This is a genomic window from Pedobacter panaciterrae (assembly GCF_013204795.1).
Taxonomy (GTDB): Bacteria; Bacteroidota; Bacteroidia; order Sphingobacteriales; family Sphingobacteriaceae; genus Pedobacter; species Pedobacter panaciterrae.
The window spans coordinates 926,400-947,478 of sequence record NZ_JABMKW010000017.1 but is presented as its reverse complement, the minus strand read 5'-3'; the positions used below and the strand labels follow the sequence as shown (position 1 = coordinate 947,478).

Sequence of the window (21,079 nt, the reverse complement as noted above, 5' to 3'; positions counted from 1 at the left end):
CCAGTTTAAAATATCATAGTTTTATACTATGATCCCGTGTTTTTAGCGGGCTTTTTCTTCCAGAATTTACGTTTTGGTTTGTCGTGGCGAACAGGTCTTTCCGAAGAATCAGCTGCACTTTCCAGAGGGGCTTCACCAAGATGTTCCGGTAAAGACATTCTTTCTATTTGTTTTTCAATCAATTTTTCAATGCTTGCCAGTTTACGCTTGTCCCTGTTATTAACCAGAGTAATTGCAGTACCTTTAGTTGCAGCCCTGGCAGTTCTTCCAATACGGTGTACATAGTCCTCTGCATCATGAGGTACATCAAAATTAATTACCAGATCAATTCCTTCTACATCAATACCACGACTTAGAACATCTGTACCAATTATTATAGGCAATTGTCTGTTTTTGAATTTTAATAATATGCTTTCTCTTTCCTTCTGGCCAAGATCCGAATGAAAAGCTTCAGCTTTAAGTCCCAGGTTTCTAAAAACTTTACCCAGGTTTTTTACCTTTTCTTTTGTCGATGCAAAAACAATAATGCTCTTATACTCATCTGTTTTTAGAATAGAAGAAAGCAATGGCACTTTTTGTTCATCATGTATCAGATAAACCTGTTGCGATATCCCTTCCGCCGGCTTAGATAGGGCTATGTTAATTTGTTCAGGGTGTTTTAGCAGTGTTCCTGCCAGCTTCCTGATCTTTGGAGGCATAGTTGCAGAAAACATTACAGTTTGTCTATTTTCAGGAAGATAGCTTACAATGCGCATAATGTCATCATAAAAGCCCATATCAAGCATCCTGTCCGCTTCATCCAATACCAAATGCTGCAATTGATCCAGCTTTAAAACGCCAGATGAAAGATGAGAAATCAGACGACCAGGAGTTGCAATAATAATATCCACCCCTTCACGCATCGATCTCTTTTGCTGTTCATAGGCAATCCCATCACCACCACCATATACAGTTAAAGAGCTGATGTTTGTGAAGTAAGAAAGCGCTTCAACCTGTAAATCTATTTGTTGAGCAAGCTCACGTGTAGGAGCAAGGATCAAAGTGTTGTTATGACGTTCTTCTGTTCCGGCAATCATATTCATGATTGGCAGAAGGTAGGCTCCGGTTTTTCCGGTTCCTGTTTGTGCACAGGCAATTAAATCTTTTTTGCTTAAAATTAAAGGAATTGCCTGTTGCTGAATAGGTGTGGCATCACGAAAACCCATTGCCGATAACCCTTCAAACAAATCAGGGTTAAAATTAAAATCTTTAAAATCCAATATACTTTATGTTGTTTGCATTATCCGTATAAAAGTAACCTTTTTCTGCCACACATCAAACGGTTTTCTCTTCAACCTGAATTAGCTTTTTCATCTCCAGATTTCCATTGTATTGCGCACCGAATTCTATCTCCAGCGTTTCAGTTTTAATATCACCGTTTACTCTCCCCGTTTTTTTTATTTCAAGTTGGCTAACCTTTACTTTTCCGTTTACCGTTCCGTAAATAATGGCTGACGTAGTTTCAATATCACCTACAATAATGCCCTTTTCGCCCAAAATAATGCCATTTCCAGTCTTTACGTTTCCTGTTACTTTACCGTCAATTCTTATAACCGATGCTCCTGTAAGCTCTCCGGTAACAACAAAACCGTCGCCTATTAATGTCGAAATTTCCTGTTGATTGATGTCTGGTATCTGAGACTGTTTGGTTTTCTTAAACATTATTCTATTGTTAAAAAAGATCTGGGATTGATTATTTTACCATTTTTATGGATTTCGTAATGTAAATGCGGACCCGTAGATCTGCCTGTAGAACCGATTTTTCCTATGTTATCGCCTGCTTTTACTTGTGTTCCTTCAGTGATTAATATCCTTGACAAATGACCATAGTAGGTTTCAAATCCATTGCCGTGATTAATCACAATGCAATTGCCATATCCACCTCTTCTACCAGCATAGGTTACCCGTCCGCTTGCAGTGCTTTTAACTATTTCACCACGTTTCCCCCCGAAATCTAGCCCTTTATGCGTCTCTACATTTTCTCCGATAAAAGGATTTTCACGATGGCCATAGCCAGAAGTGATGGCTCCGAAATGGGGATAGCCCATTGGTGTAAAAGCCACATAGTCAATCATCTTATTAAGGTATCCTTCGTAGAACTCACCTATTTCTTCAACCGAAAGGATATCAGAATTCCCCTCGCCTCCTTCATTTTTAACAATGGTTTTTATACCTCTTGCTTTTAGAAATTTATTTATTGTAAGCAACTTCTTGTCGATGGACTCGTAGTGTTTTTTTAGGGCAGAAGTATCGAGAACTGTAGCTTCTTTTTTATTCTCCCGCAATTGCTTGCTCAAGAGTTCTTTTGATGATTCAACTAATGTCATATTGTATGACAGATAGATTATCATTCCAAGTAAAAAAACAAAAGTACCTAGTAATCCAAATACATATTTTTTCCAATGTAATATATAACTGCTTGGAACCTGTATTGGCTTATTTGAGTTCTGATTGTTGTTTACAAAGATGATGGTTGTTCTATCCTTCTTCCTTGCCATAGTTTAAGAATTTAAAATTTGTACGGATGCAAATATATCATTTTCAGGTTTATATAAAAGCATCCGTACAATTTGGCAAAGATATTAGTGCTACTTTTTCTTATCAGCGTAGCCAAATACTTTCTGTAACAAAGGTGTAGATCTGGCACCTATATTGTCTCTGATTTTCAGTTCTTCCTGGGCTACCTGTATAAACATTCCGTCGATAGCTTTTTGTGCTACATAGTCTGAAAGGTCTGTAGATACTGGTTTTACCAACGGAATCTTATTATACTGATTGGCGGCATCGCCCCAATATTTTGTAGCGCCAACCTTATTCAAACTTGTTGTAATAACAGGCTTAAATTTTTCCATCAGTTGAGCTGTTGTTACTCTTTTAAAATAATTAGTTGCAGCATCTTTGCTTCCAAAAAGTATGTTGGTGGCATCAGCAATAGTCATTTGTTTTATTGCAGATACAAATATTGGTTTAGCTTCTTTGGCTGCGTCCTCTGCTGCACGGTTTAAACTGGTAATTACATTATCTGCAAGAGAACCTAACCCAACACTGCGAAGCGTTTTCTCTACCTTTTGTGCCTCAGGAGGAAAGAGGATCTTAACGGCCATATTGCCTAAAAAACCATCCTTTGCCGAGAGCAGATCTGCTCCATGCGATGTGCCCAACTCCAAAGCTTGTTTAATCCCTAAGCCCATTTCACTTGTTGTTGGGGTGCCACCTGTTTGAACCTGATTTAATATCTTTCCAATTTGAGCCTGGCTCTGTACGTCACAACTGCTTAATGTTGCGGCTACTAATGCGAGCAGATAAATTTTAGTTTTTTTCATTTAATGCTGTCTTATCCTCCAAACTTAGCAAATCTTTAGCCAATAATTTGGCTGATTTAGCTAATTTGATGAATTCAGACCGATAGCCTTCATTATCATTTCCCATCGCTTTTTGTGCATTACGAATTACCTGGTCAAAGCTTGAGTTCTGGCGGAAATCGGATTGCCTTAACAACATCCCAAATTCAGCAACCGCAGCGCTAAATCTAAAGTTGTTAGTGGTTTTGTCGAAAGCAATTCTATTGTCAATTACCGGTTGCTCAATCAACTTGCTTACATTCCCGTCCGGTTGTTTATAGCGAAGCTTAACTGTTAACAGTTCTTTACTATTTCCCAAAACAACAGGCTTGTTATTACTTTGGTATTTCAAGTCATCGATACTGCCCGAAAAAGTACTTTTTATCCCAACGGGTATAACTTCATATAATGCTGTTACCGTATGGCCCGAGCCCAATTCTCCAGCATCCTTCTGATCATCATTAAAGTCTTTGGCTTTCAGCATGCGGTTTTCGTAGCCAATTAATCTATAGGATTGTACTTTGGACGGATTAAATTCTATTTGCAGTTTTACATCTTTAGCAATAGTAAACAATGTTCCACCAAATTCATTTACTAAAACTTTCCTTGCTTCGGTGATATTGTCTATGTAGGCATAGTTTCCATTTCCTTTGTTTGCAAGGACCTCCATTTTACTATCCTTATAATTTCCCATTCCGTAACCCAGTGTAGTTAAAAAGATTCCGCTTTTGCGTTTTTTCTCAATGAGCTTTTCCATATCATCATCGCTTGAGGCGCCAACATTAAAATCGCCATCGGTAGCTAAAATCACCCTGTTATTTCCGCCTTTTATGAAATTTTCTGAAGCCACTTTGTAAGCCAGCTCAATACCTTGTCCGCCTGCTGTAGATCCCCCTGCACTTAATTTATCCAATGCATCCTTGATTTTGATCTTTTGATTACCCGGGGTAGATGGCAACACCAAACCCGCGTTACCAGCATAAACTACAATAGCAACCTTATCTGAAGACCTGAGCTGCTCAGCTAATAACTTAAATGACGACACGAGTAAGGGAAGTTTATTTACCTGAGCCATTGATCCAGACACGTCGATGAGGAATACCAAATTTGAGGCAGGTAACTTCTCAGTAGAAATTTTACGACCCTGTAAGCCTATCTTTACCAGTTTATGCATTGTGTTCCAGGGAGCATCAGCTATCTCGGTTACAATATTAATCGGATCTTTACCTTTAGGCTGCGGATAGTCATAATCAAAGTAATTCACCATTTCTTCTATTCTCACAGCATCAGCAGGAGGCAGGGCTCCGTTGTTAATGAACCTGCGTATATTAGTGTAAGATGCGGCGTCTACATCAATAGAAAATGTTGAAAGCGGGTTTTTTATGGCATCCCTGAATCGATTTTCGTTAATAGAAGCATAAGATTCTGATGATTCAGTAACTGGAAGCGAGTTCATTACAACGGTCGATTGGCTGATGCCTCTTATATGAACCGCTCCTCTTAATCCCGGAGCTGCCATTGCCTTTTGGCCATAACCAACTATAACTTCTTCTTTCAGAGAAATGCTCTCTTTTTCCAATTTAACATTTAAAACAGTACCGTTAATTTTTAACGTCAAAGGTTTATAGCCAATGTATTCAAATGTTAAAGTTTGTTCGTTTTCCGGAACTGAAATGGTATAAAACCCATTTTTATTAGTTGATGCACTAATCCTTTTGTCATGTGAAAACACATCAACGCCCGCGAGAGGTGTTTTGTCATTTCTGTCAGTTACTATACCCCTAATGGTCCTAACCGAATTTCTGGGAGCTTTGAATGCGGTAAACAGTAAAACAATAAATATTGGTAACAATAGCTTTTTCATAATCGTCTGTTTTTCTAAATGATGTAAGCTTTGCAGAAATTCCACACCAGTGTCGAAAAATATTTTTATACTTGAGAAAATTATACCTGAAAGACCCTTTGAAGTTCATAAAGAATAACGCCAAAATCCAGGAGCAGGACGACACTGCTTTAATTACGCGCTATAGGCAAAGCGGTGATCTGGAACCATTGGGTATACTTTATAACAAGTATATGCACCTTGTATTTGGTGTGTGTTTAAACTATTTAAAAGACGAGGAGCAAAGTAAAGATGCAGTAATGCAGATTTTCGAAGAACTTGTGGTTAAGCTCAAAATTCACGAAGTACAGAACTTTAAAAGCTGGTTGCATGTATTATCTCGTAACCATTGCTTAATGGCCCTTCGTAAGAATTCAAAAAATACAACCGTTTCATTAGAAGATACTTTTGTGGAAAACACAGATTTTGTGCATCTTGATATTGATGATACAAAAGAGACTAAACTTACCGTTATGGAAAAGTGTATGGAAACACTTCCCGAAGAACAGCGCGTAAGTGTAGACTTGTTCTATCTGCAAGAGAAATGTTATAAAGAAGTAGCGGATATTACCGGCTACGATATGCTAAAAGTTAAGAGCTATATCCAGAACGGTAAAAGGAACTTAAAAATTTGTATAGAAAAGAATAGTGGTGAATAACGATTGGTTAGATATAGCAGTTTTAGAAGATTATCTTGATGGTAAGCTTGATGCAAAGACTATGAACAGGGTAGAGCGTGAAGCGCTCGAGGATCCTTTCGTAGCCGAAGCGCTGGCTGGCTTAAGCATGTCGCCTAAGCGATCTCTTGAATCCCTTTCTTTGCTTCAAAAGCAATTGCATGAACGTGTTGCAGAGCATCATTCTGCTAAAAAAGCAACAGTAATAACTTGGCAACGCCTAAGTATTGCCGCGGCTGCTGCTGTGATATTTATATCTGTTGGAATTATTTTCTGGATGAAACAGGTGAATTATCAGGAGATGGCATCCAAAAGACCTAAAAAGATTGATGTAAACATAGCTCCAAAGCCGAGCAGCGATAGTGTGATCGAAAATGCAGATGCCGTAGCCACACTTAAAACAGAAAGTACAGATAAAGCTTCTTCTGAAATTGATAAAGCAATAAAAGCAGCCAAAACTAACAGTTATGCTGCCAATTCAAAGCCTAAATCAAAATCCATTGCAAACAGTACTGAACCAACGCCGATTGCTGAGGCAACTTTAGCAGCAGCTCCAGCATCAGCAGCAAGGGTATCAGATGATTCAAGTGCTGCATTAAATGAAGTTGTTGTTGCTGCTTATGGGAAAAAAACTGCTAAGCAAGCCTTAGGTGCACCTGGAGTAAAAGGTACCGTAAGAATTAGAGGGCTTGCAACCCCTCAAAAAGAATTTGATGATACCTATGCCGTGAGGTTCACAATCAATAGCAAAGATATTAATGATATTCCAGTTGCCCGTCAAAACCAGTTACTGCAGAGTGTAGCTAAAGATTCAAAGTCTGAAACTACCCATCCTGTAATTGGGTGGCCAAAGTTCAACGGTTACCTTACTGAAAAAAATAGCTATATAACAGATGCGAAGAAAGGGCAGTCTGTTGAATTCAGATTTGAAATCAAAGATCTCAGACCTATAAATGTTGCCGTGATACGCGGCTTTTCAGAAAGATTCGATGAGGAAGTGATTCGCCTTATACAGACAGGGCCAGATTGGGATGTGCAGGACACTGCACATCCAATCGTATTTCTTACAATTGAGTTCTAAAAAAACAAATGTATAATTCCGTAAACAATTGCTGCTAGCGTTGCAGAAACCGGAATGGTTAATACCCATGCCCAAAGTAAGCTAACGGTAACTCCCCAGCGTACTGCCGATACTCTTTTTAACAAACCAACACCTACAATTGAACCTGTAATAGTGTGGGTTGTAGAAACCGGGATACCAAAGTGTTCCGTAATACCTAAGGTTACTGCACCTGCAGATTCTGCAGCTACACCCTCAAAAGCATTTACTTTAGTAATTTTAGAGCCCATAGTTTTTACAATTTTCCAGCCACCGCTCATGGTACCTAATGCAATTGCAGCATAACATGAAATAGGAATCCATTCAGGCATTGCATCTCCGGTGTGTAGTACATTTGCCGCAACCATAGAAACATAGATGATGCCCATTACTTTTTGAGCATCGTTACCACCATGTGTAAAGCTTAATGCAGCAGAAGAGATCAGCTGTAATCTTTTAAACCATTTCTCAGCTACAGAAGGCCGGGCATTTTTAGATATATGTAAAATGATAATGGATATAATAACCGAGATCACCATACCAATTACGGGTGCCAGAACAATAAACGCAACCACTTTTAAAATGGGGGCAAGGTTAATTGCCGACATTACGCTTGCGCCTACCGTAGCCGCTTTAGCCATACCAGCACCAGCAAAACCACCAATCAGGGTGTGCGAGGAGCTTGAAGGGATACCAAACCACCATGTAAAAAGATTCCAGGTAATGGCGGCGATAAGACCAGCCAGGATAACTTCAAGCGTTATAAAATTCTCTACTACAGTTTTGGCTATAGTATTAGCCACTTTATGGTCTGTAAAGTAAAAATAAGCAGCAAAGTTAAATACTGCTGCCCATAGCACTGCCTGAAAAGGAGAAAGCACTTTTGTAGAAACGATAGTAGCAATTGAATTTGCCGCATCGTGAAAGCCATTTATATAATCGAATCCTATTGCGAGGACGATTACAACAACCAATAAGGTAGTTACCATTTTTTGAAGGTTTAAGCGTTCTTTACCAAAATAGATTCCAGCACATTAGCCGCATCTTCACATTTATCAGTAGCCATTTCAAGAGTTTGAAGAACCTCTTTTTGTTTGATCAATTCAATTGCGTTGGTTTCAAATTCAAACAAACGGGCTATTGCCAAATTACAAACGTAGTCAGCCTGATTTTCGCCGCTGTTAATCCTTACACAGGCATCAGCGATAACACGAATATTTTTAAAACTTCTTAATTCTTTAATTGCTTTATCCAAATCGGTACACATCTCTACCAATAATTCAGCAAGTTTGATCATTGCATCACCTACATTTTTAACATTGTATAATTCAATGTTACTAGCCGAAGCATGGATGTAATCTGCAATATCATCAACTGCACTGGCGAGCGCATGGATATCCTCCCTGTCAAAAGGAGTGATGAAGTTCTTGCTAAGTTCAAGGAAAATCGAATGGGTAATGTCATCACCTACGTGCTCTAAACGTTCAACTTCCTTAATGTATTCTTTTCTTTTTTCTGTATCAGTTGCACTTAATGCAAGCAATAGAGCTTCAGAAATTTTCAATACGTTACTTCCAGCCTGTTCAAATAGCGGTTGGAACTTTTTGTCTTTAGGGGTGAAGAACTTAAAAATACTATTCATCTTTTATAAAATATGATACAAAAGTATGAGTACAATGTTAAGTTAATGTTAAGTGTTAAGTTTTTTTAACTAAGCGGATTATGATTAGCCAACCTTTTCAAGTGTAAAGGCAAATGTTGTTCCGATCTGTAAAGTACTCCTTACAGATATGATTTGCTGATGGGCTTCAAGTATGTGTTTTACAATAGCCAACCCAAGTCCGGTACCACCTTCTTCTCTTGATCTGTGCGAGTCAATTCTATAAAAGCGCTCAAATAGGCGAGGCAGGTGTTTTTCGTCGATGCCTATGCCATCATCAGTTACCTCGATCAGATACTGATCGTGAAGTTCAAAGATCTTTATGGCAGTTGAACCACCATGTTCTCTGCCGTATTTTAGTGAATTCTGGATCAGGTTAATCATTACCTGTCTGATCTTTTCTCTATCTGCGTTTACAAAAGCAGGGTGTGTATATTTTTCTTTAAATGACAGTGTAATCTCTCTGAGTTTTGCCTTGTCTTCCAGACCTTCCATTACCTCTTTTGCAAGCAGCACAAAGTCAAATTTCTCATAGTTAATTGGAATCTCACCTGTTTCTAATTTGGAGATAGAGTCAAGGTCATTTATTAAATAGCTTAACCTTTCAACATTCTTACCTGCCTTTGTTAAAAATTTAGCAGCCATTTCCGGATCATCCACAAGGCAATCCTGTAAGGTGTCTATGTAGCCCTGTATGGCAAAAAGAGGCGTTTTAAACTCATGCGAAACGTTAGACAGGAATTCCCTTCTGAATTGTTCCTGTTTCTTTAAAACATCAATTTCACGTTTTTTTGCCCCTGCCCATTCTTTTACTTCTTGTTCAACGTCATTAATTGGATCAGAGCTCACATATTCGCCAAGCGCATCTTTAAGGTCCTTTCCCAATTTTAAATTGTGGATAAGCTTATATATAAGAACTATTTTAGAGTAAATGTATTTTTCGAGCAGGTAGTAGAAAACAATAAAGCATGTTAAAAACGACACGCCAAATGACATCAGCATAAAATACCAGCTATGCTGAAAGTAGAAATTTACAAGACCTATCGAAATACCAACTGCTAATGCTGCAATTAAAACTAATACACTTAATTTCATTCTTTTACTCAAATTAACTGTAAGATAGAGCGCTTACAGGGTGCAGGCAATTTACAATTATTTTATTTCATTCCTGCCCACTCGTCATAAAACTGATCAAGATATTCTTGCATAAAATTATGACGTTTTTGAGCTATGTTTTTTCCTGCCGGAGTTTTCATTAAATCTTTAAGTAAAAAGAGTTTTTCGTAGAAATGGTTAATGGTAGGGCCGGTACTATTTTTATATTCTTCCTTACTCATACTCAGGTTGGGCTTAATCTCCGGATCGTAAAGCACCCGGTTTTTATAACCTCCGTAAGTAAATGCACGGGCAATTCCGATGGCGCCAATAGCATCCAATCTGTCTGCATCCTGCACAATGTCAAGTTCCTTTGAATGAAATGTCACAATGCCTAAGCTGGCTTTGTAGCTTAGGTTGATGATGATCTGTTTTACATGTTCAATGATTGATGGATCAACGTTAATACTTTCAAGGAATTCACCTGCTATACGTGGGCCGATTTCCTCATCGCCGTCATTAAATTTAGGATCTGCAATATCGTGCAACAAGGCTGCCAGTGCAACAATTAATTCGTCGCCTTTTTCTTGCGCATTAATGGTTAAAGCTGTTTTGTAGACACGTTCTATATGGAACCAATCGTGGCCTGCTTCTGCATCTGCAAGCGTTTCCTTAACAAATTGAATAGTTTTTTTGATTATTGGATCCATTGGCCTATTCCTTAATGAGCCTTTCGCCTTCAGGTCTTCTTGTGCCATCGTACAACTCGTATTCGAGCATACGACAGTCTAGTTTTCCATTGTAGAATTCTATTTTACGTGTGGCTTTTAATCCGATTTTTTTGGCAAGATCAGGATTTCCTGTAAAGATATATCCAAAATATCCTTTGCATTCCTGCTTCATAAAATCACCCATACGTTTGTAGGTTGATTCCAGTTTAGAATGTACACCTAGGCGCTCGCCATATTCCGGATTAAATACTACTACACCCTTGCCTCCTTCGGGAACTTGTGTTTCAGCAAAATCACATACCTCGAAGGTGATCAATGTATCCACACCTGCTGTTTTAGCATTTCTACGACTTACATCTACAGCGTCTTCAGAAATATCGGTAGCGATGATCTGAAGATCAGCATTTTTTACCACCTGATCTTTCAGGATTCTTCTTTCAGCAAAAAATACTTGTTCATCGTAGCCAATAATGTGCATAAAGCCATAGTTCATTCTAAATAAACCTGGTCTGCGATTGGTTGCAATAAGAGCGGCTTCTATAGCCAATGTTCCGGAACCACACATTGGGTTTACAAAAGGAGACTTCTGATCCCATTTAGTGCTTAATACTGTTGCTGCAGCAAGTGCTTCCAGCATTGGGGCTTTTCCCGGAATTTTACGGTATCCGTGTTTAGCAAGTGTTTCGCCCGAAGTATCAATAAATACGTCGGCATCATTATCTTTCCAGTATAGATGAATTACAGCTTTATTGGCATCAGAACCTGAATTCGGACGGATACCTTTCTTGTCTTTAATGCGGTCAACTATTGCATCTTTTACCTTTAAGTTGGCAAAAAGAGGAGTGGTAATAGTTGGGTTATCAACATTTGAGGTAACAGAAAAATAACCTGAAAAATCAATTAACTCTTCCCATGGCATCTCCACCATTTCGCGGTAAAGCTCTTCCGGATTTGCTGCTTTAAAACTCTTTAAGCAGTATAAAATCTGGCTGGCGCACCTTAAATTCAAATTTAATCGAATACATTCAGACAAAGTGATGTCTAATTCTAAGCCTGTAGAGAAATCTCTTACTATGTCATAGCCAAGGGCTTTAACTTCTTCTAGTAAATACGGCGACAGACGCTTGTTGCAGGTTATGATAACCTTACTTTTTGTGTGGAAAACTTGCATAATTAATTGTACGAAGTTATCAATAAAAATATAGAGATTTGAACTTCGTAGTAGAATAAAATAGTATTTGTTATGGAATTAAAAGGAAAAGTGCATGAAATTGGTGCATTACAGCAGGTGAGTGAGACTTTTAAGAAACGCGACCTTATCATAGAATATGCAGAAAACCCTACTTATCCTGAATACATCAGGTTTGAGGCTTTACAAGATAAAACAGCTTTGTTTGATAGCTTAAAACCAGGCGATGATGTAGAAGTAGCATTTAATTTACGTGGTCGTCCGTGGACTGATAAAACCGGAAAAACATCTTATTTTAACAGTTTAGTAGTATGGCGTATTAATGCATTAACAAACAGTGCAGCGGCATCTACTCCAGAATATGCTCCGCCAGCTGATTTAAACAGCGCACCGGGCGAGGAAGATGATCTTCCTTTTTAAAAGATCTTTTTTAAATAAACAAATTGACCACCGTGCCGTCCTGATTCAGGGCGGCACTTTTTTTTTGCACAGACCGCGGCTCCTAGCCACATTGGTAGGATCAAACTTAGGCCTGCGTTAAGGCTGGTTCGAGACTTCTTCGGGAAAAGGTACCTGTTTTCCGAAGAAATGTGCTTCCAGTCCTTATTCTGCCTTGATTCTGTCCAAGCCGAAGTGCCTGTTTAAACATATCAAATAGCGAATCATGGTGAGTAAACTTTGAAAGGTTCATAGACATGAAGGCAGATATTGCCTGATTTGACTGTTAAAATTTGTTAAATTAAAGCTTTTGTGTTAATGCTTCGTTAATTTTGAATATCCGATATGAAAAAAAGAAGCCTTTGGTTAATCACCGGCCTTATGACCATAGCTTTGCTTGGGGTGTTTGTAATGCAATTGTATTATATAAGGGAGGCATATAGTCTTAAATCACAGCTTTTTGAACAGGATGTAAATCAGGCACTTAATAGCGTAGTTAATAAAGTGCAAAAACGTAATGCAGCACTTTACATTACTAAAAGAGACCAGCAGTTGGAACGTGATCGCGAAGCAGAAGTTCGCAATCAGGCACAACAGCTGGTAGAATATAAGGAACGCTTTAAAGATCAGGAACAAAAACGATTACTTGAGCAGCGTAAATTAATTGTTGCCGATTTAAATCAGAATGATTTAGAGATTAAAAAGTCTTATGCCAACCCAATACTGATTACCGAAGCCGAATACCTTGCGGCATCTGATTTGAATAACCCACTGCAGTCGCCAGTGCACGTTGATGTGAATGTAGGTTTAGATGCCTACGGGAACCTGATCAACGGGCAATTCAGATCAACCTTTGTGCCGCAGGAAACAAAATCATTCATCATTGCTTCTAATCAGTTGCCCGATACAATCAGATACCATGCCGTTAACCCGGCAACAGGAAAAAGCGTGCTCATTAGTGTACCCACAGTAAGCAATGAGCTATCACGTAAATTTCAATTTGAAAATAACCTTGCCAAAAGAAGGTATGATGATGGATTGAATAGGCTGATGTCTGATACAATTCCCTTAAAAAGTGATTCTGATATTCTAACTCAGGTTAAAGATGTAGCGCAGGAGATGAGAGAAGCGAATGTCCCGCTCAGCAAGATGATATCAAAGGAAAGCCTGGATACATTAATTCAAAAGGAACTTTTAAATAGAAATATAACACTGAACTATGATTTCTGGGTTAGCCTTGCAGAAAAGGACTCGCTAGTATATGTAAAAGCTTCGACCAATATTGATAATGTGTTGCCTAAAAATACATTCAAGGCTACTCTTTATAGTTATATCATTAGAGATCCGGGAATGCTTTACATCAGTTTTCCCGACAAAAATTCTTTAATCCTTAGCAATATGTGGGCTACTATGGCCTCGTCTGCGGCCTTGTTATTTGTGCTGATCTTTATTTTTGCCTATACCATTTATGCAATAATGAAACAAAAAAAGATCTCGGAAATGAAAACGGATTTCATTAATAACATGACTCATGAATTTAAGACTCCGGTGGCTACAATTATGATTGCCAGCGAGGCACTCAAAGATCCGGAGATTGTTGAAGATAAAAACCGCATCAGTAGATTAGCCGGTATTATATATGACGAGAATGTTCGTCTGGGGAATCATATAGAGCGGGTTTTAAGTATTGCAAGATTAGAGAAAAAGGAGTTAAAGCTGGAGCAGAGTGAAGTTGATGTTAATGATGTTGTTGCTGCAGTTGTAGATAGTATGGAGCTTCAGTTACAAAAAAGAAATGCTGCAATTAACCTAAACCTGAATGCTGGAAAATCTATCATTTATGGTGATGAACTACATCTCTCTAATGTAATTTACAACCTGGTCGATAATGCAAATAAGTATAGCGGAGAGATCCCTAAAATAAATATAAGTACAAGAAATACAGGTAAGCACCTGATTATTGAAGTTGCGGACGAAGGAATAGGGATGACTAAAGATCAGACCAAGCGTATTTTTGACCAGTTTTATAGGGTGCCAACAGGTAACTTACATGACGTAAAAGGCTTTGGTTTAGGACTGAACTATGTGCAGGACATCATTAATCAGATGGGTGGAACAATAAAGGTGCATAGTGAAAAGGATAAAGGAACTGTGTTTGAAATAAGCTTACCATTAAACCATAATTAACGACACACACATGAAAAGAATTTTATTGGTAGAAGATGATCCGAATTTAGGGCTTCTCTTACAGGATTACCTACAGCTTAAAGGCAAATTTGATGTTGTACTGTGTGTTGATGGTGACGAAGGGTTAAGGGCTTTTACAAAGCAGGATTTTGATCTGTGCATACTTGATGTAATGATGCCTAAAAAGGATGGATTTACGTTAGGTAAAGAGATTAGAAAGATCAATCAGGATGTGCCTATTATTTTTGCAACAGCCAAGGCCATGATGGAAGATAAAGCATCGGCATATGACCTGGGTGGAGATGATTACATCACAAAGCCATTTAGAATTGAAGAGTTGCTTTTAAGAATAAATGCGCTGTTAAAGCGGGTAGCGGTAAAGGAAACACCAGAATCAGGAGCAGCTCAGACACTGTTTCAAATTGGCGACTATAGCTTTGACTATACAACCCAACTTATAGATTATAAAGGACAACAGCAAAAGCTGTCGACAAAGGAGGCCGAATTGCTTCAGCTGTTATGCTTAAAGAAGAATGCTGTTCTTACCAGAGAGGAAGCGCTGTTGAGTATCTGGCATGACGACAACTACTTTAACGGTCGTAGTATGGATGTGTTTTTAAGTAAACTAAGAAAATACCTTAGGGAAGACCCTAAGGTAGAGATTCTTAATGTTCATGGCAAGGGGTATAAGCTGCTTGTAAATTAAAGCAGGAAAGCCTTTAAGGCTGATTGGGCATAGTCTCCCCAATCCTTTAAAGCCGAATTTATAGTTTCTCTTAAGGTTTTATTGTTTACTGGTTTACCCTTGGTAGGTACCTTTAGTTCATTTGGGGTAACAGGCTTGTCTGTTACTGTTTTTGCAAACCATGTTATGTTTTCATGAGGAAGTGCAACACCAAGGATCATTCCCGGCAGGCCGGTAAATGATTCTGGCCCCCCGGATACAGGAATCTTATCGGTATAAAAGGCTACTACATAAATAGAATCTAAAATAACGGCATTTGCTCTGCGACATTCGTAGCCTGCTATAGTTCTTAGTTCGCTGGTAATTTTCCAATTTATTTTTCTTGTGGTATCTTTTACTAAAAACGTTTCTTCGTATACTACTTTCTGCGTGGTAAACAACCCTGAGGCAAGATCTGTATATATGGTATTGCTTTGCCCCGTTGATGGATCGCTAAAGAAATAATTTCTTGAATTATTTTCATCGGCTATGGGTGTATAAAGGGTTTTATCTTTAGAAAAGGCTAATGTGCTTTTTAATACCTTGAATTGTGGCTGGTTTCTTTTGTATGCTTCGTACGCTTGTTGCATAAATCCGCTGGAGCTTTTTTCCATTTGTCTTTTCATTATAGCGAACATGTTAGAGCTCTTTTCGAATTCTATTACGCCATCTGTAGCAAACCTTACATTTTGTGCAAACAGGCTGCTTACATTTAATAAGAAGCAGAAGCTGAGTATAATTAGTTTGTGTTTCATATTCTTATTTTTTAGTAGGTGCTGATCCGCCCATTTTGCTGAAATCCCAGCTAATTGTGCACATAAAATATCTTTGTATAGTTGTATAGCTGTTTTGATTAACCATGTTGCCGCTGGCATATCTGCTGAAGCCTACGTTTTGGTTAAGTAAATCGTTTCCGGATAGTGAAACCCTTAGGTTTTCTTGTTTAAAGAACTTTTTGGTGATGCTTGCATTCCATATAAAGCGTTCCAGATCCTCGTTAAAGGTTTGTGTCTTTCCGGTGAATTGGTAATTACCATCAGAGCCAATTTGTATTTTGCCGGGTAGGTATATGTTAAAGTTTGCATTTCCCTGAAATCCCCAGCCCTTGTTGTTGGTGCTGTTTCTTGAAGAAGAGCTGATAACGTTGTAGCTTGGTCCTCCGGAAATCCGGAAATCAAACTTTTTCTCTTTGTATTTGGATATGTTCAAGCTTCCTGAATAACCATACGATTTGGTAGTGTTTAGCTCTGTTCTTACCGTGTCTGTTACTCTTGTGTAATTTACATTTCCGTTTGAACTAAGGTTTAGGCCCACACTCATATCTATAGATTTGATCTTTCTGCTTGTTCCGAAATTGAAATAATAGTTGTACGGACTTTTGTCGCTTAGATTAATAGACTGATAAAAGTTTTTCCCAAGACGATCTGTTGTAGTGTGGTTTACTATCGGATTAGTGGTAAAAGAGTAGCTACTGCTAAAGTATACATATTGGTCGCTCAGTATTTTGTAAGAGTTGTAATACAAGTTAAGGCCGCTTCTGAAAGACGGTTTTAGATCGGGATTACCAATGGTTTCATTTAATGGATCTGTATTTACCCTAATTGGCTGAATCTGATCAATGCTAGGCTGGTTGGTATTGCCATAGTACCCGAAATACAGAGATTTTTGTTGAGAGAACCTGTATTGATAAGTAAATTGAGGGTTCCAGTTTGTAAAGTTTCTTTTAAAGGTTTTATCGGTATATGCATCGAATTGTTGAAACTTTACATCACTTACCTTGGTGCCAATATTTATTGTCGATTTATTTTTCTTGTAATTGAATGTTATTCCTCCCTGGTTCGAAAGCTGATCCAGGTCAAAGTTATTACTGAACTCTCTATCCAATTCGTCATACGCTCCTGATGCGGTTTGGTTAAATGATTTACGATCGGAATTGCTGTTGTTAACACCCAGGCCATAGCTTAATGCAAGTGTTATTGTTTTGGATAATGGCTCGGTGTAAGTAATGTTAGAGTTAAATGTTTGGTTGTGTGTGTTGTTGGTTTTGAATTGGTTTACTGATTCTGTTTGGGTTTTATCGCCAAGTTCATTAAAGAATTCGCTTGTTGAATTAAGGTATCCTTCAGTTTGGTTTTCATTTACTGCTTGTTTAACATTTATTGAGAGGGTTCTTCCTTTCTTTTTTAACTTTTTAGTCCATAAGGCGCTTGCGTTGAATAGTTTCTGGTCGCCATCATTACTTAGCTCTCTGTCGGTCGAGTTTTGTAACGAATTGTCTCCCCTTAAGGTTGATGAGATAAAATTATCTCTTGTTTTACTGTTTTTTAATGTTCCATCAACCATTATTTTTAATGTTGATGTTGTGTCTAGCTTTATGGTATACGTAAAGTCTGCTTTTTGCCTGAACATCAGGTTGTCAAACTTTTGATGCGAACTGCTGTTTGTAACGCCGTTAGACAGGTTGTTTTGAGTGAGGTTATCCCTTGTTCCCTCAACACCAATTGAGCCTATTTTGTAGTTTGAGTTGATGGCATGTTTATCACTATCCCATTTGTTTTCATAATGCAGCCCACCGCTATGAGCTGATGGAATACCTTGCCCATTGTATTGTCCGTCGAAAGAGTCAAAATCGTCGTTGTTCCCATAGAAATATATTCCACCATCATCGCTAAACTCCATATTATTGGATGAGCCTCCGTATTTATCTCTATCTCCCCAGCCTAATCCGGTTTGGCCGGTATTTCCTGATATGCCATAAGCAGAGAACTTTTGTTTCCCCTTAAACGCGTTAAACATGGCCTGGCTTTTATAGAATTTATCTGTGCCTAAGCCGCCTTCAACTTTTCCGAAGTAACCGTTTTTCTTGTCCTCCTTCAATTTTATATTAATGGTTTTTGTCTTTTCTCCATCGTCAATTCCTGTAAATGTTGCCTGGTCGCTTTTCTTGTCATAGAGCTGTACTTTATCAACCATATCGGCACGAAGGTTTTTGGTTACCAGAGTTGGGTCATCACCAAAAAATTCCTCGCCATCTACCAATACCTTTGGTACGGTTTGACCCTGCGCAGTAATTTTTCCGTCCTTATCGACCTGTATGCCGGGAAGTTGTTTAAGCAGGTCCTCTACTTTATCGTTGGGTTGTATGGTAAAGCTGGCGGCATTAAACTCGGTTGTGTCTCCCTTAATTTTAATTGCTGCGGCTTTTCCTTGTATAATTACCCCTTCAAGTAGGGTAGCTTTAAGGATTACGCTAATGTTGCCAAAGTCTTTAGTTGATTTGGCAGAGTCCAGAGCGAAATCTTCAATATAATCGGCATAACCAGGGTAGGTTACCATGAGGATGAATTTTCCAGCTTTTAGGTTGTTTAAAGCAAATGTGCCTTCGGGGGTGGCCCGTGTGTACTTTACAAGTGTGGAATCTTTTTGATTTAATACCGTTATTGTTGTGTTTACCATCTTATAGGTGGCAGCAGTATCTACTACAGCCCCCTTGATCGAATATTGGTTCTGAGCAAACAATAACATCGAACTGAACACCAGCAGGAGTGTTAGAGAGGTTAATTTCATATTAGGAGTTTTGTTGGGTACAAGATATAACTAAAAGTTTAGTAATGAAATTAGGGAATTGTTAAAGTTTGTTAAAGAATGTTAAAACGCAGATTGTAACGCATTTTTTACCGATTAGGTTTAAGTAGTAAGTTCTTATTAACTTTGTAGCATGTCGAATTCTGAAAGTGCTAATCCTGCGGAACTTGCTGCAAGGTTTGTGAATTATACTTCTAAGCATATATTCCTTACGGGAAAAGCAGGAACGGGTAAAACAACATTTCTAAGAAGGTTAATTGAGCTTACGCACAAGAAAGCTGTTATTGCTGCTCCTACAGGTATTGCTGCTATAAATGCAGCAGGCGTTACCATACATTCTTTGTTTCAGCTGCCTTTTGGAACCTATTTGCCAAAACAGCCGGATGCGGATGGAGATCACTACAATCAGCAATATAATACACCGAAATCTATTGTAAGGCATTTAAACATGACCGCAGCAAAACGTAAGGTTATTATTGATATGGAATTGCTGATTATTGATGAGGTGAGTATGTTGCGTGCAGATTTGCTGGATGCAATAGACATGATTTTACGTTATATCAGAAGAAACAATTCGGTAAGTTTTGGTGGAGTTCAGGTATTGTTTATTGGCGACCTGCATCAGTTACCCCCGGTTGTAAAATCGACTGAGTGGAATTTACTTGGGCAATTTTATAAAAGCGCTTATTTCTTTGATGCACTTGCTCTGCAAAACAATCCGCCGATATATATCGAGCTTGAAAAAATTTATAGGCAGGCCGATGAAGTTTTTATAAACCTGCTTAATAATTTACGTAATAATACGGTAACTGCGCAGGATGTAGCTTTGCTTGAAAAGTATTACAAGGCAGATTTTAAGCCCTCGATAAACGACAAATACATTACCTTAACTACACATAATAATAAGGCCGATACGCTGAATAAGCAAAGTCTTGAAGAGCTAAAGGCTGCTTCGTATTTATATGTGGCAAAAATTGAAGATGATTTTAGTGAGTATTCATATCCTGCAGAACATATTTTAGAGTTAAAGGTTGGGGCGCAGGTAATGTTTATTAAAAATGACCCAACTGGTGAGCAACGCTTCTTTAATGGTAAGATAGCCGTCGTTACTGCGTTAAAAACCGACCTGATTGAAGTGCAGGCAGAAGGCAGTAACGAAAAGATCATTCTGGAAAAATATACCTGGAAGAATATAAAGTATACTACTGATAAGGTTACAGGCGAAATTCATGAGGACTTGGCAGGTACTTTTACACAATATCCCCTTAAACTGGCCTGGGCAATTACAGTACACAAAAGTCAGGGTTTAACTTTTGAAAAGGCGATTATTGATATTGGGAATGCATTTGCGCCCGGACAGATATATGTGGCGCTTTCTCGTCTCCGTTCATTAGATGGTCTGATTCTTACCTCTCTTATCTCAGGATCGGGTATACGACAAGATCAGAATGTGTCTTTCTTTTCGAGAAATAAGCAGGAACCAGCCCGGCTGGAAGCGCAGATAAAGGAAGAAAGTGACGCGTTTTTGCGTTCTTATCTATTGCAGTGTTTTGATCTGAATCCGCTTGATAATTACGTTTACGACCACGTGCATTCTTATACCAAGGATATCAATAAATCTGCAAAGCAAAAACACCATAAATGGGCTGCACAGCTGTTAAAGGATCTAAGTGAGCTGAAGGCACATGCAAATAAATTTCTAGGACAAATACAACGACTGTCGCAAGTTAAAACAGAAGAAGGGTTGTCTGCATTATTCGATAGAACTGTTGCAGCTGAGAATTATTTTAATCCTTTACTGTCCGGATTTTCAAAGAGGATCTTTGAACGAATGGAATTGGTAAAGCAGGATAAGCAAGTAGTGGCTTTTTTAACAGAGTTATTAGAGATGGAAGGGTTGTTTTATGAGCAGGTAAAGAAAATCAGTAAAGCAACGGCATTATTAAAGGCAACCATAAATGGTGTTGAATTTACCAAGAAGGATGTTAGTGAGCTCATTGATCAGGCAAAGAGAGCGTCTCAGATGGAAAAAGTATTTGCTATGCCGGGTAAGCTTGATTTTACAGAAAAGAAATCTAAGACCTCTAAGCCGAAATCGGGTGTTGGTAAAGCCAAGATAGAAAAGGCACCTAAAGTTGATACCAAAGAGCTGTCGCTTGTATTATTAAAGGAGGGAAAAACGATTGCTGAAATTGCAGCCGAACGCAAAATGGTAATAGGGACTATTGAAGGGCACCTTGCACATTATGTTGCCAGGCAAGAGGTCTCGGCTAAAGATATTATTGGATCGAAAAAACTGGATAAAATACTGGATGCAATAACAGAGTTGAAAACTCTGCAGATGAATCCCATTAGAGACTACCTTGGACGGGATTATTCTTTCGGGGAAATTAAGATAGGTGTAGCAGCTCATCTTGCAGAGAGATAGTATT

At 38.5% G+C, this 21,079-nt stretch carries 18 protein-coding genes; 6 read left to right on the top strand and 12 right to left on the bottom strand.

The window, feature by feature from the left end:
- Nucleotides 1-26: 26 nt before the first annotated feature.
- The 5 genes from HQN86_RS15545 to HQN86_RS15525 all read right to left on the bottom strand — a co-directional run bounded on the left by HQN86_RS15545 (nt 27) and on the right by HQN86_RS15525 (nt 5,244).
- Nucleotides 27-1,259: a DEAD/DEAH box helicase gene (locus HQN86_RS15545; RefSeq protein WP_172661825.1), complete on the bottom strand. Its 1,233-nt coding sequence runs from the start codon at nt 1,257-1,259 to the stop codon at nt 27-29.
- 55 nt (nt 1,260-1,314) lie between these two features.
- The gene (locus HQN86_RS15540) at nt 1,315-1,701 is read right to left on the bottom strand and encodes a bactofilin family protein (protein WP_172661824.1); all 387 of its coding nucleotides are present in this window, start codon (nt 1,699-1,701) and stop codon (nt 1,315-1,317) included.
- A complete protein-coding gene (locus tag HQN86_RS15535) occupies nt 1,701-2,537 on the bottom strand; it encodes a M23 family metallopeptidase (RefSeq protein ID WP_172661823.1) in 837 nt (278 codons plus the stop codon). The genes HQN86_RS15540 and HQN86_RS15535 overlap by 1 nt, the downstream gene beginning before the upstream one ends.
- A gap of 90 nt (nt 2,538-2,627) precedes the next feature.
- A complete protein-coding gene (locus tag HQN86_RS15530; RefSeq protein WP_172661822.1) occupies nt 2,628-3,362 on the bottom strand; it encodes a DUF4197 domain-containing protein in 735 nt (244 codons plus the stop codon).
- On the bottom strand, nt 3,349-5,244 hold the full coding sequence (locus tag HQN86_RS15525; protein WP_172661821.1) for a YfbK domain-containing protein: 1,896 nt from the start codon (nt 5,242-5,244) through the stop codon (nt 3,349-3,351). The genes HQN86_RS15530 and HQN86_RS15525 overlap by 14 nt, the downstream gene beginning before the upstream one ends.
- Before the next feature lie 98 nt (nt 5,245-5,342).
- Here HQN86_RS15525 and HQN86_RS15520 point away from each other — a divergent pair, with 98 nt between their 5' ends.
- Nucleotides 5,343-5,921: an RNA polymerase sigma factor gene (locus tag HQN86_RS15520; protein WP_172661887.1), complete on the top strand. Its 579-nt coding sequence runs from the start codon at nt 5,343-5,345 to the stop codon at nt 5,919-5,921.
- Nucleotides 5,914-7,020, top strand: a complete 1,107-nt coding sequence (locus HQN86_RS15515; RefSeq protein WP_216854419.1) for a hypothetical protein — start codon at nt 5,914-5,916, stop codon at nt 7,018-7,020. Before HQN86_RS15520 ends, HQN86_RS15515 begins: the two co-directional genes overlap by 8 nt.
- On the opposite strand, the gene HQN86_RS15510 is transcribed toward HQN86_RS15515, so the two are convergent.
- The 5 genes from HQN86_RS15510 to HQN86_RS15490 all read right to left on the bottom strand — a co-directional run bounded on the left by HQN86_RS15510 (nt 7,017) and on the right by HQN86_RS15490 (nt 11,695).
- The gene (locus HQN86_RS15510; protein WP_172661819.1) at nt 7,017-8,027 is read right to left on the bottom strand and encodes an inorganic phosphate transporter; all 1,011 of its coding nucleotides are present in this window, start codon (nt 8,025-8,027) and stop codon (nt 7,017-7,019) included. The genes HQN86_RS15515 and HQN86_RS15510 overlap by 4 nt on opposite strands.
- An 11-nt stretch (nt 8,028-8,038) precedes the next feature.
- Complete coding sequence (locus tag HQN86_RS15505; RefSeq protein WP_048907832.1) at nt 8,039-8,680, bottom strand: DUF47 domain-containing protein; 642 nt, start codon at nt 8,678-8,680, stop codon at nt 8,039-8,041.
- A gap of 84 nt (nt 8,681-8,764) precedes the next feature.
- Nucleotides 8,765-9,793, bottom strand: coding sequence for a sensor histidine kinase (locus tag HQN86_RS15500; RefSeq protein ID WP_172661818.1), 1,029 nt, complete (start codon nt 9,791-9,793; stop codon nt 8,765-8,767).
- Between the two features lie 62 nt (nt 9,794-9,855).
- Nucleotides 9,856-10,503: an HD domain-containing protein gene (locus HQN86_RS15495; protein WP_172661817.1), complete on the bottom strand. Its 648-nt coding sequence runs from the start codon at nt 10,501-10,503 to the stop codon at nt 9,856-9,858.
- A gap of 4 nt (nt 10,504-10,507) precedes the next feature.
- On the bottom strand, nt 10,508-11,695 hold the full coding sequence (locus HQN86_RS15490; protein WP_172661816.1) for a THUMP domain-containing class I SAM-dependent RNA methyltransferase: 1,188 nt from the start codon (nt 11,693-11,695) through the stop codon (nt 10,508-10,510).
- A gap of 72 nt (nt 11,696-11,767) precedes the next feature.
- Between HQN86_RS15490 and HQN86_RS15485 the strand changes: the two genes are divergently transcribed.
- From HQN86_RS15485 to HQN86_RS15475, 3 genes are all read left to right on the top strand, one after another.
- Nucleotides 11,768-12,133 carry a DUF3127 domain-containing protein gene (locus HQN86_RS15485; RefSeq protein ID WP_068887713.1) on the top strand — a complete coding sequence of 122 codons (366 nt, stop codon included), beginning with the start codon at nt 11,768-11,770 and terminating at the stop codon, nt 12,131-12,133.
- A 363-nt stretch (nt 12,134-12,496) separates the two neighbouring features.
- Nucleotides 12,497-14,338: a sensor histidine kinase gene (locus HQN86_RS15480; protein ID WP_172661815.1), complete on the top strand. Its 1,842-nt coding sequence runs from the start codon at nt 12,497-12,499 to the stop codon at nt 14,336-14,338.
- Between the two features lie 10 nt (nt 14,339-14,348).
- Nucleotides 14,349-15,044 carry a response regulator transcription factor gene (locus HQN86_RS15475; protein ID WP_172661814.1) on the top strand — a complete coding sequence of 232 codons (696 nt, stop codon included), beginning with the start codon at nt 14,349-14,351 and terminating at the stop codon, nt 15,042-15,044.
- Here HQN86_RS15475 and HQN86_RS15470 read toward each other — a convergent pair.
- Both HQN86_RS15470 and HQN86_RS15465 read right to left on the bottom strand, forming a co-directional pair.
- Entirely contained in the window at nt 15,041-15,817 is a 777-nt protein-coding gene (locus tag HQN86_RS15470; RefSeq protein ID WP_172661813.1) for a GLPGLI family protein, read from the bottom strand. The two genes, HQN86_RS15475 and HQN86_RS15470, sit on opposite strands and share 4 nt — an antisense overlap.
- Nucleotides 15,818-15,821: 4 nt before the next feature.
- Nucleotides 15,822-18,629, bottom strand: a complete 2,808-nt coding sequence (locus tag HQN86_RS15465) for an outer membrane beta-barrel family protein (protein ID WP_172661812.1) — start codon at nt 18,627-18,629, stop codon at nt 15,822-15,824.
- A 151-nt stretch (nt 18,630-18,780) separates the two neighbouring features.
- On the opposite strand from HQN86_RS15465, the gene HQN86_RS15460 reads away from it, so the two are divergent.
- Nucleotides 18,781-21,075 (top strand): helix-turn-helix domain-containing protein, encoded by a 2,295-nt coding sequence (locus HQN86_RS15460; RefSeq protein WP_172661811.1) that lies wholly within the window; start codon nt 18,781-18,783, stop codon nt 21,073-21,075.
- Nucleotides 21,076-21,079: the final 4 nt, after the last annotated feature.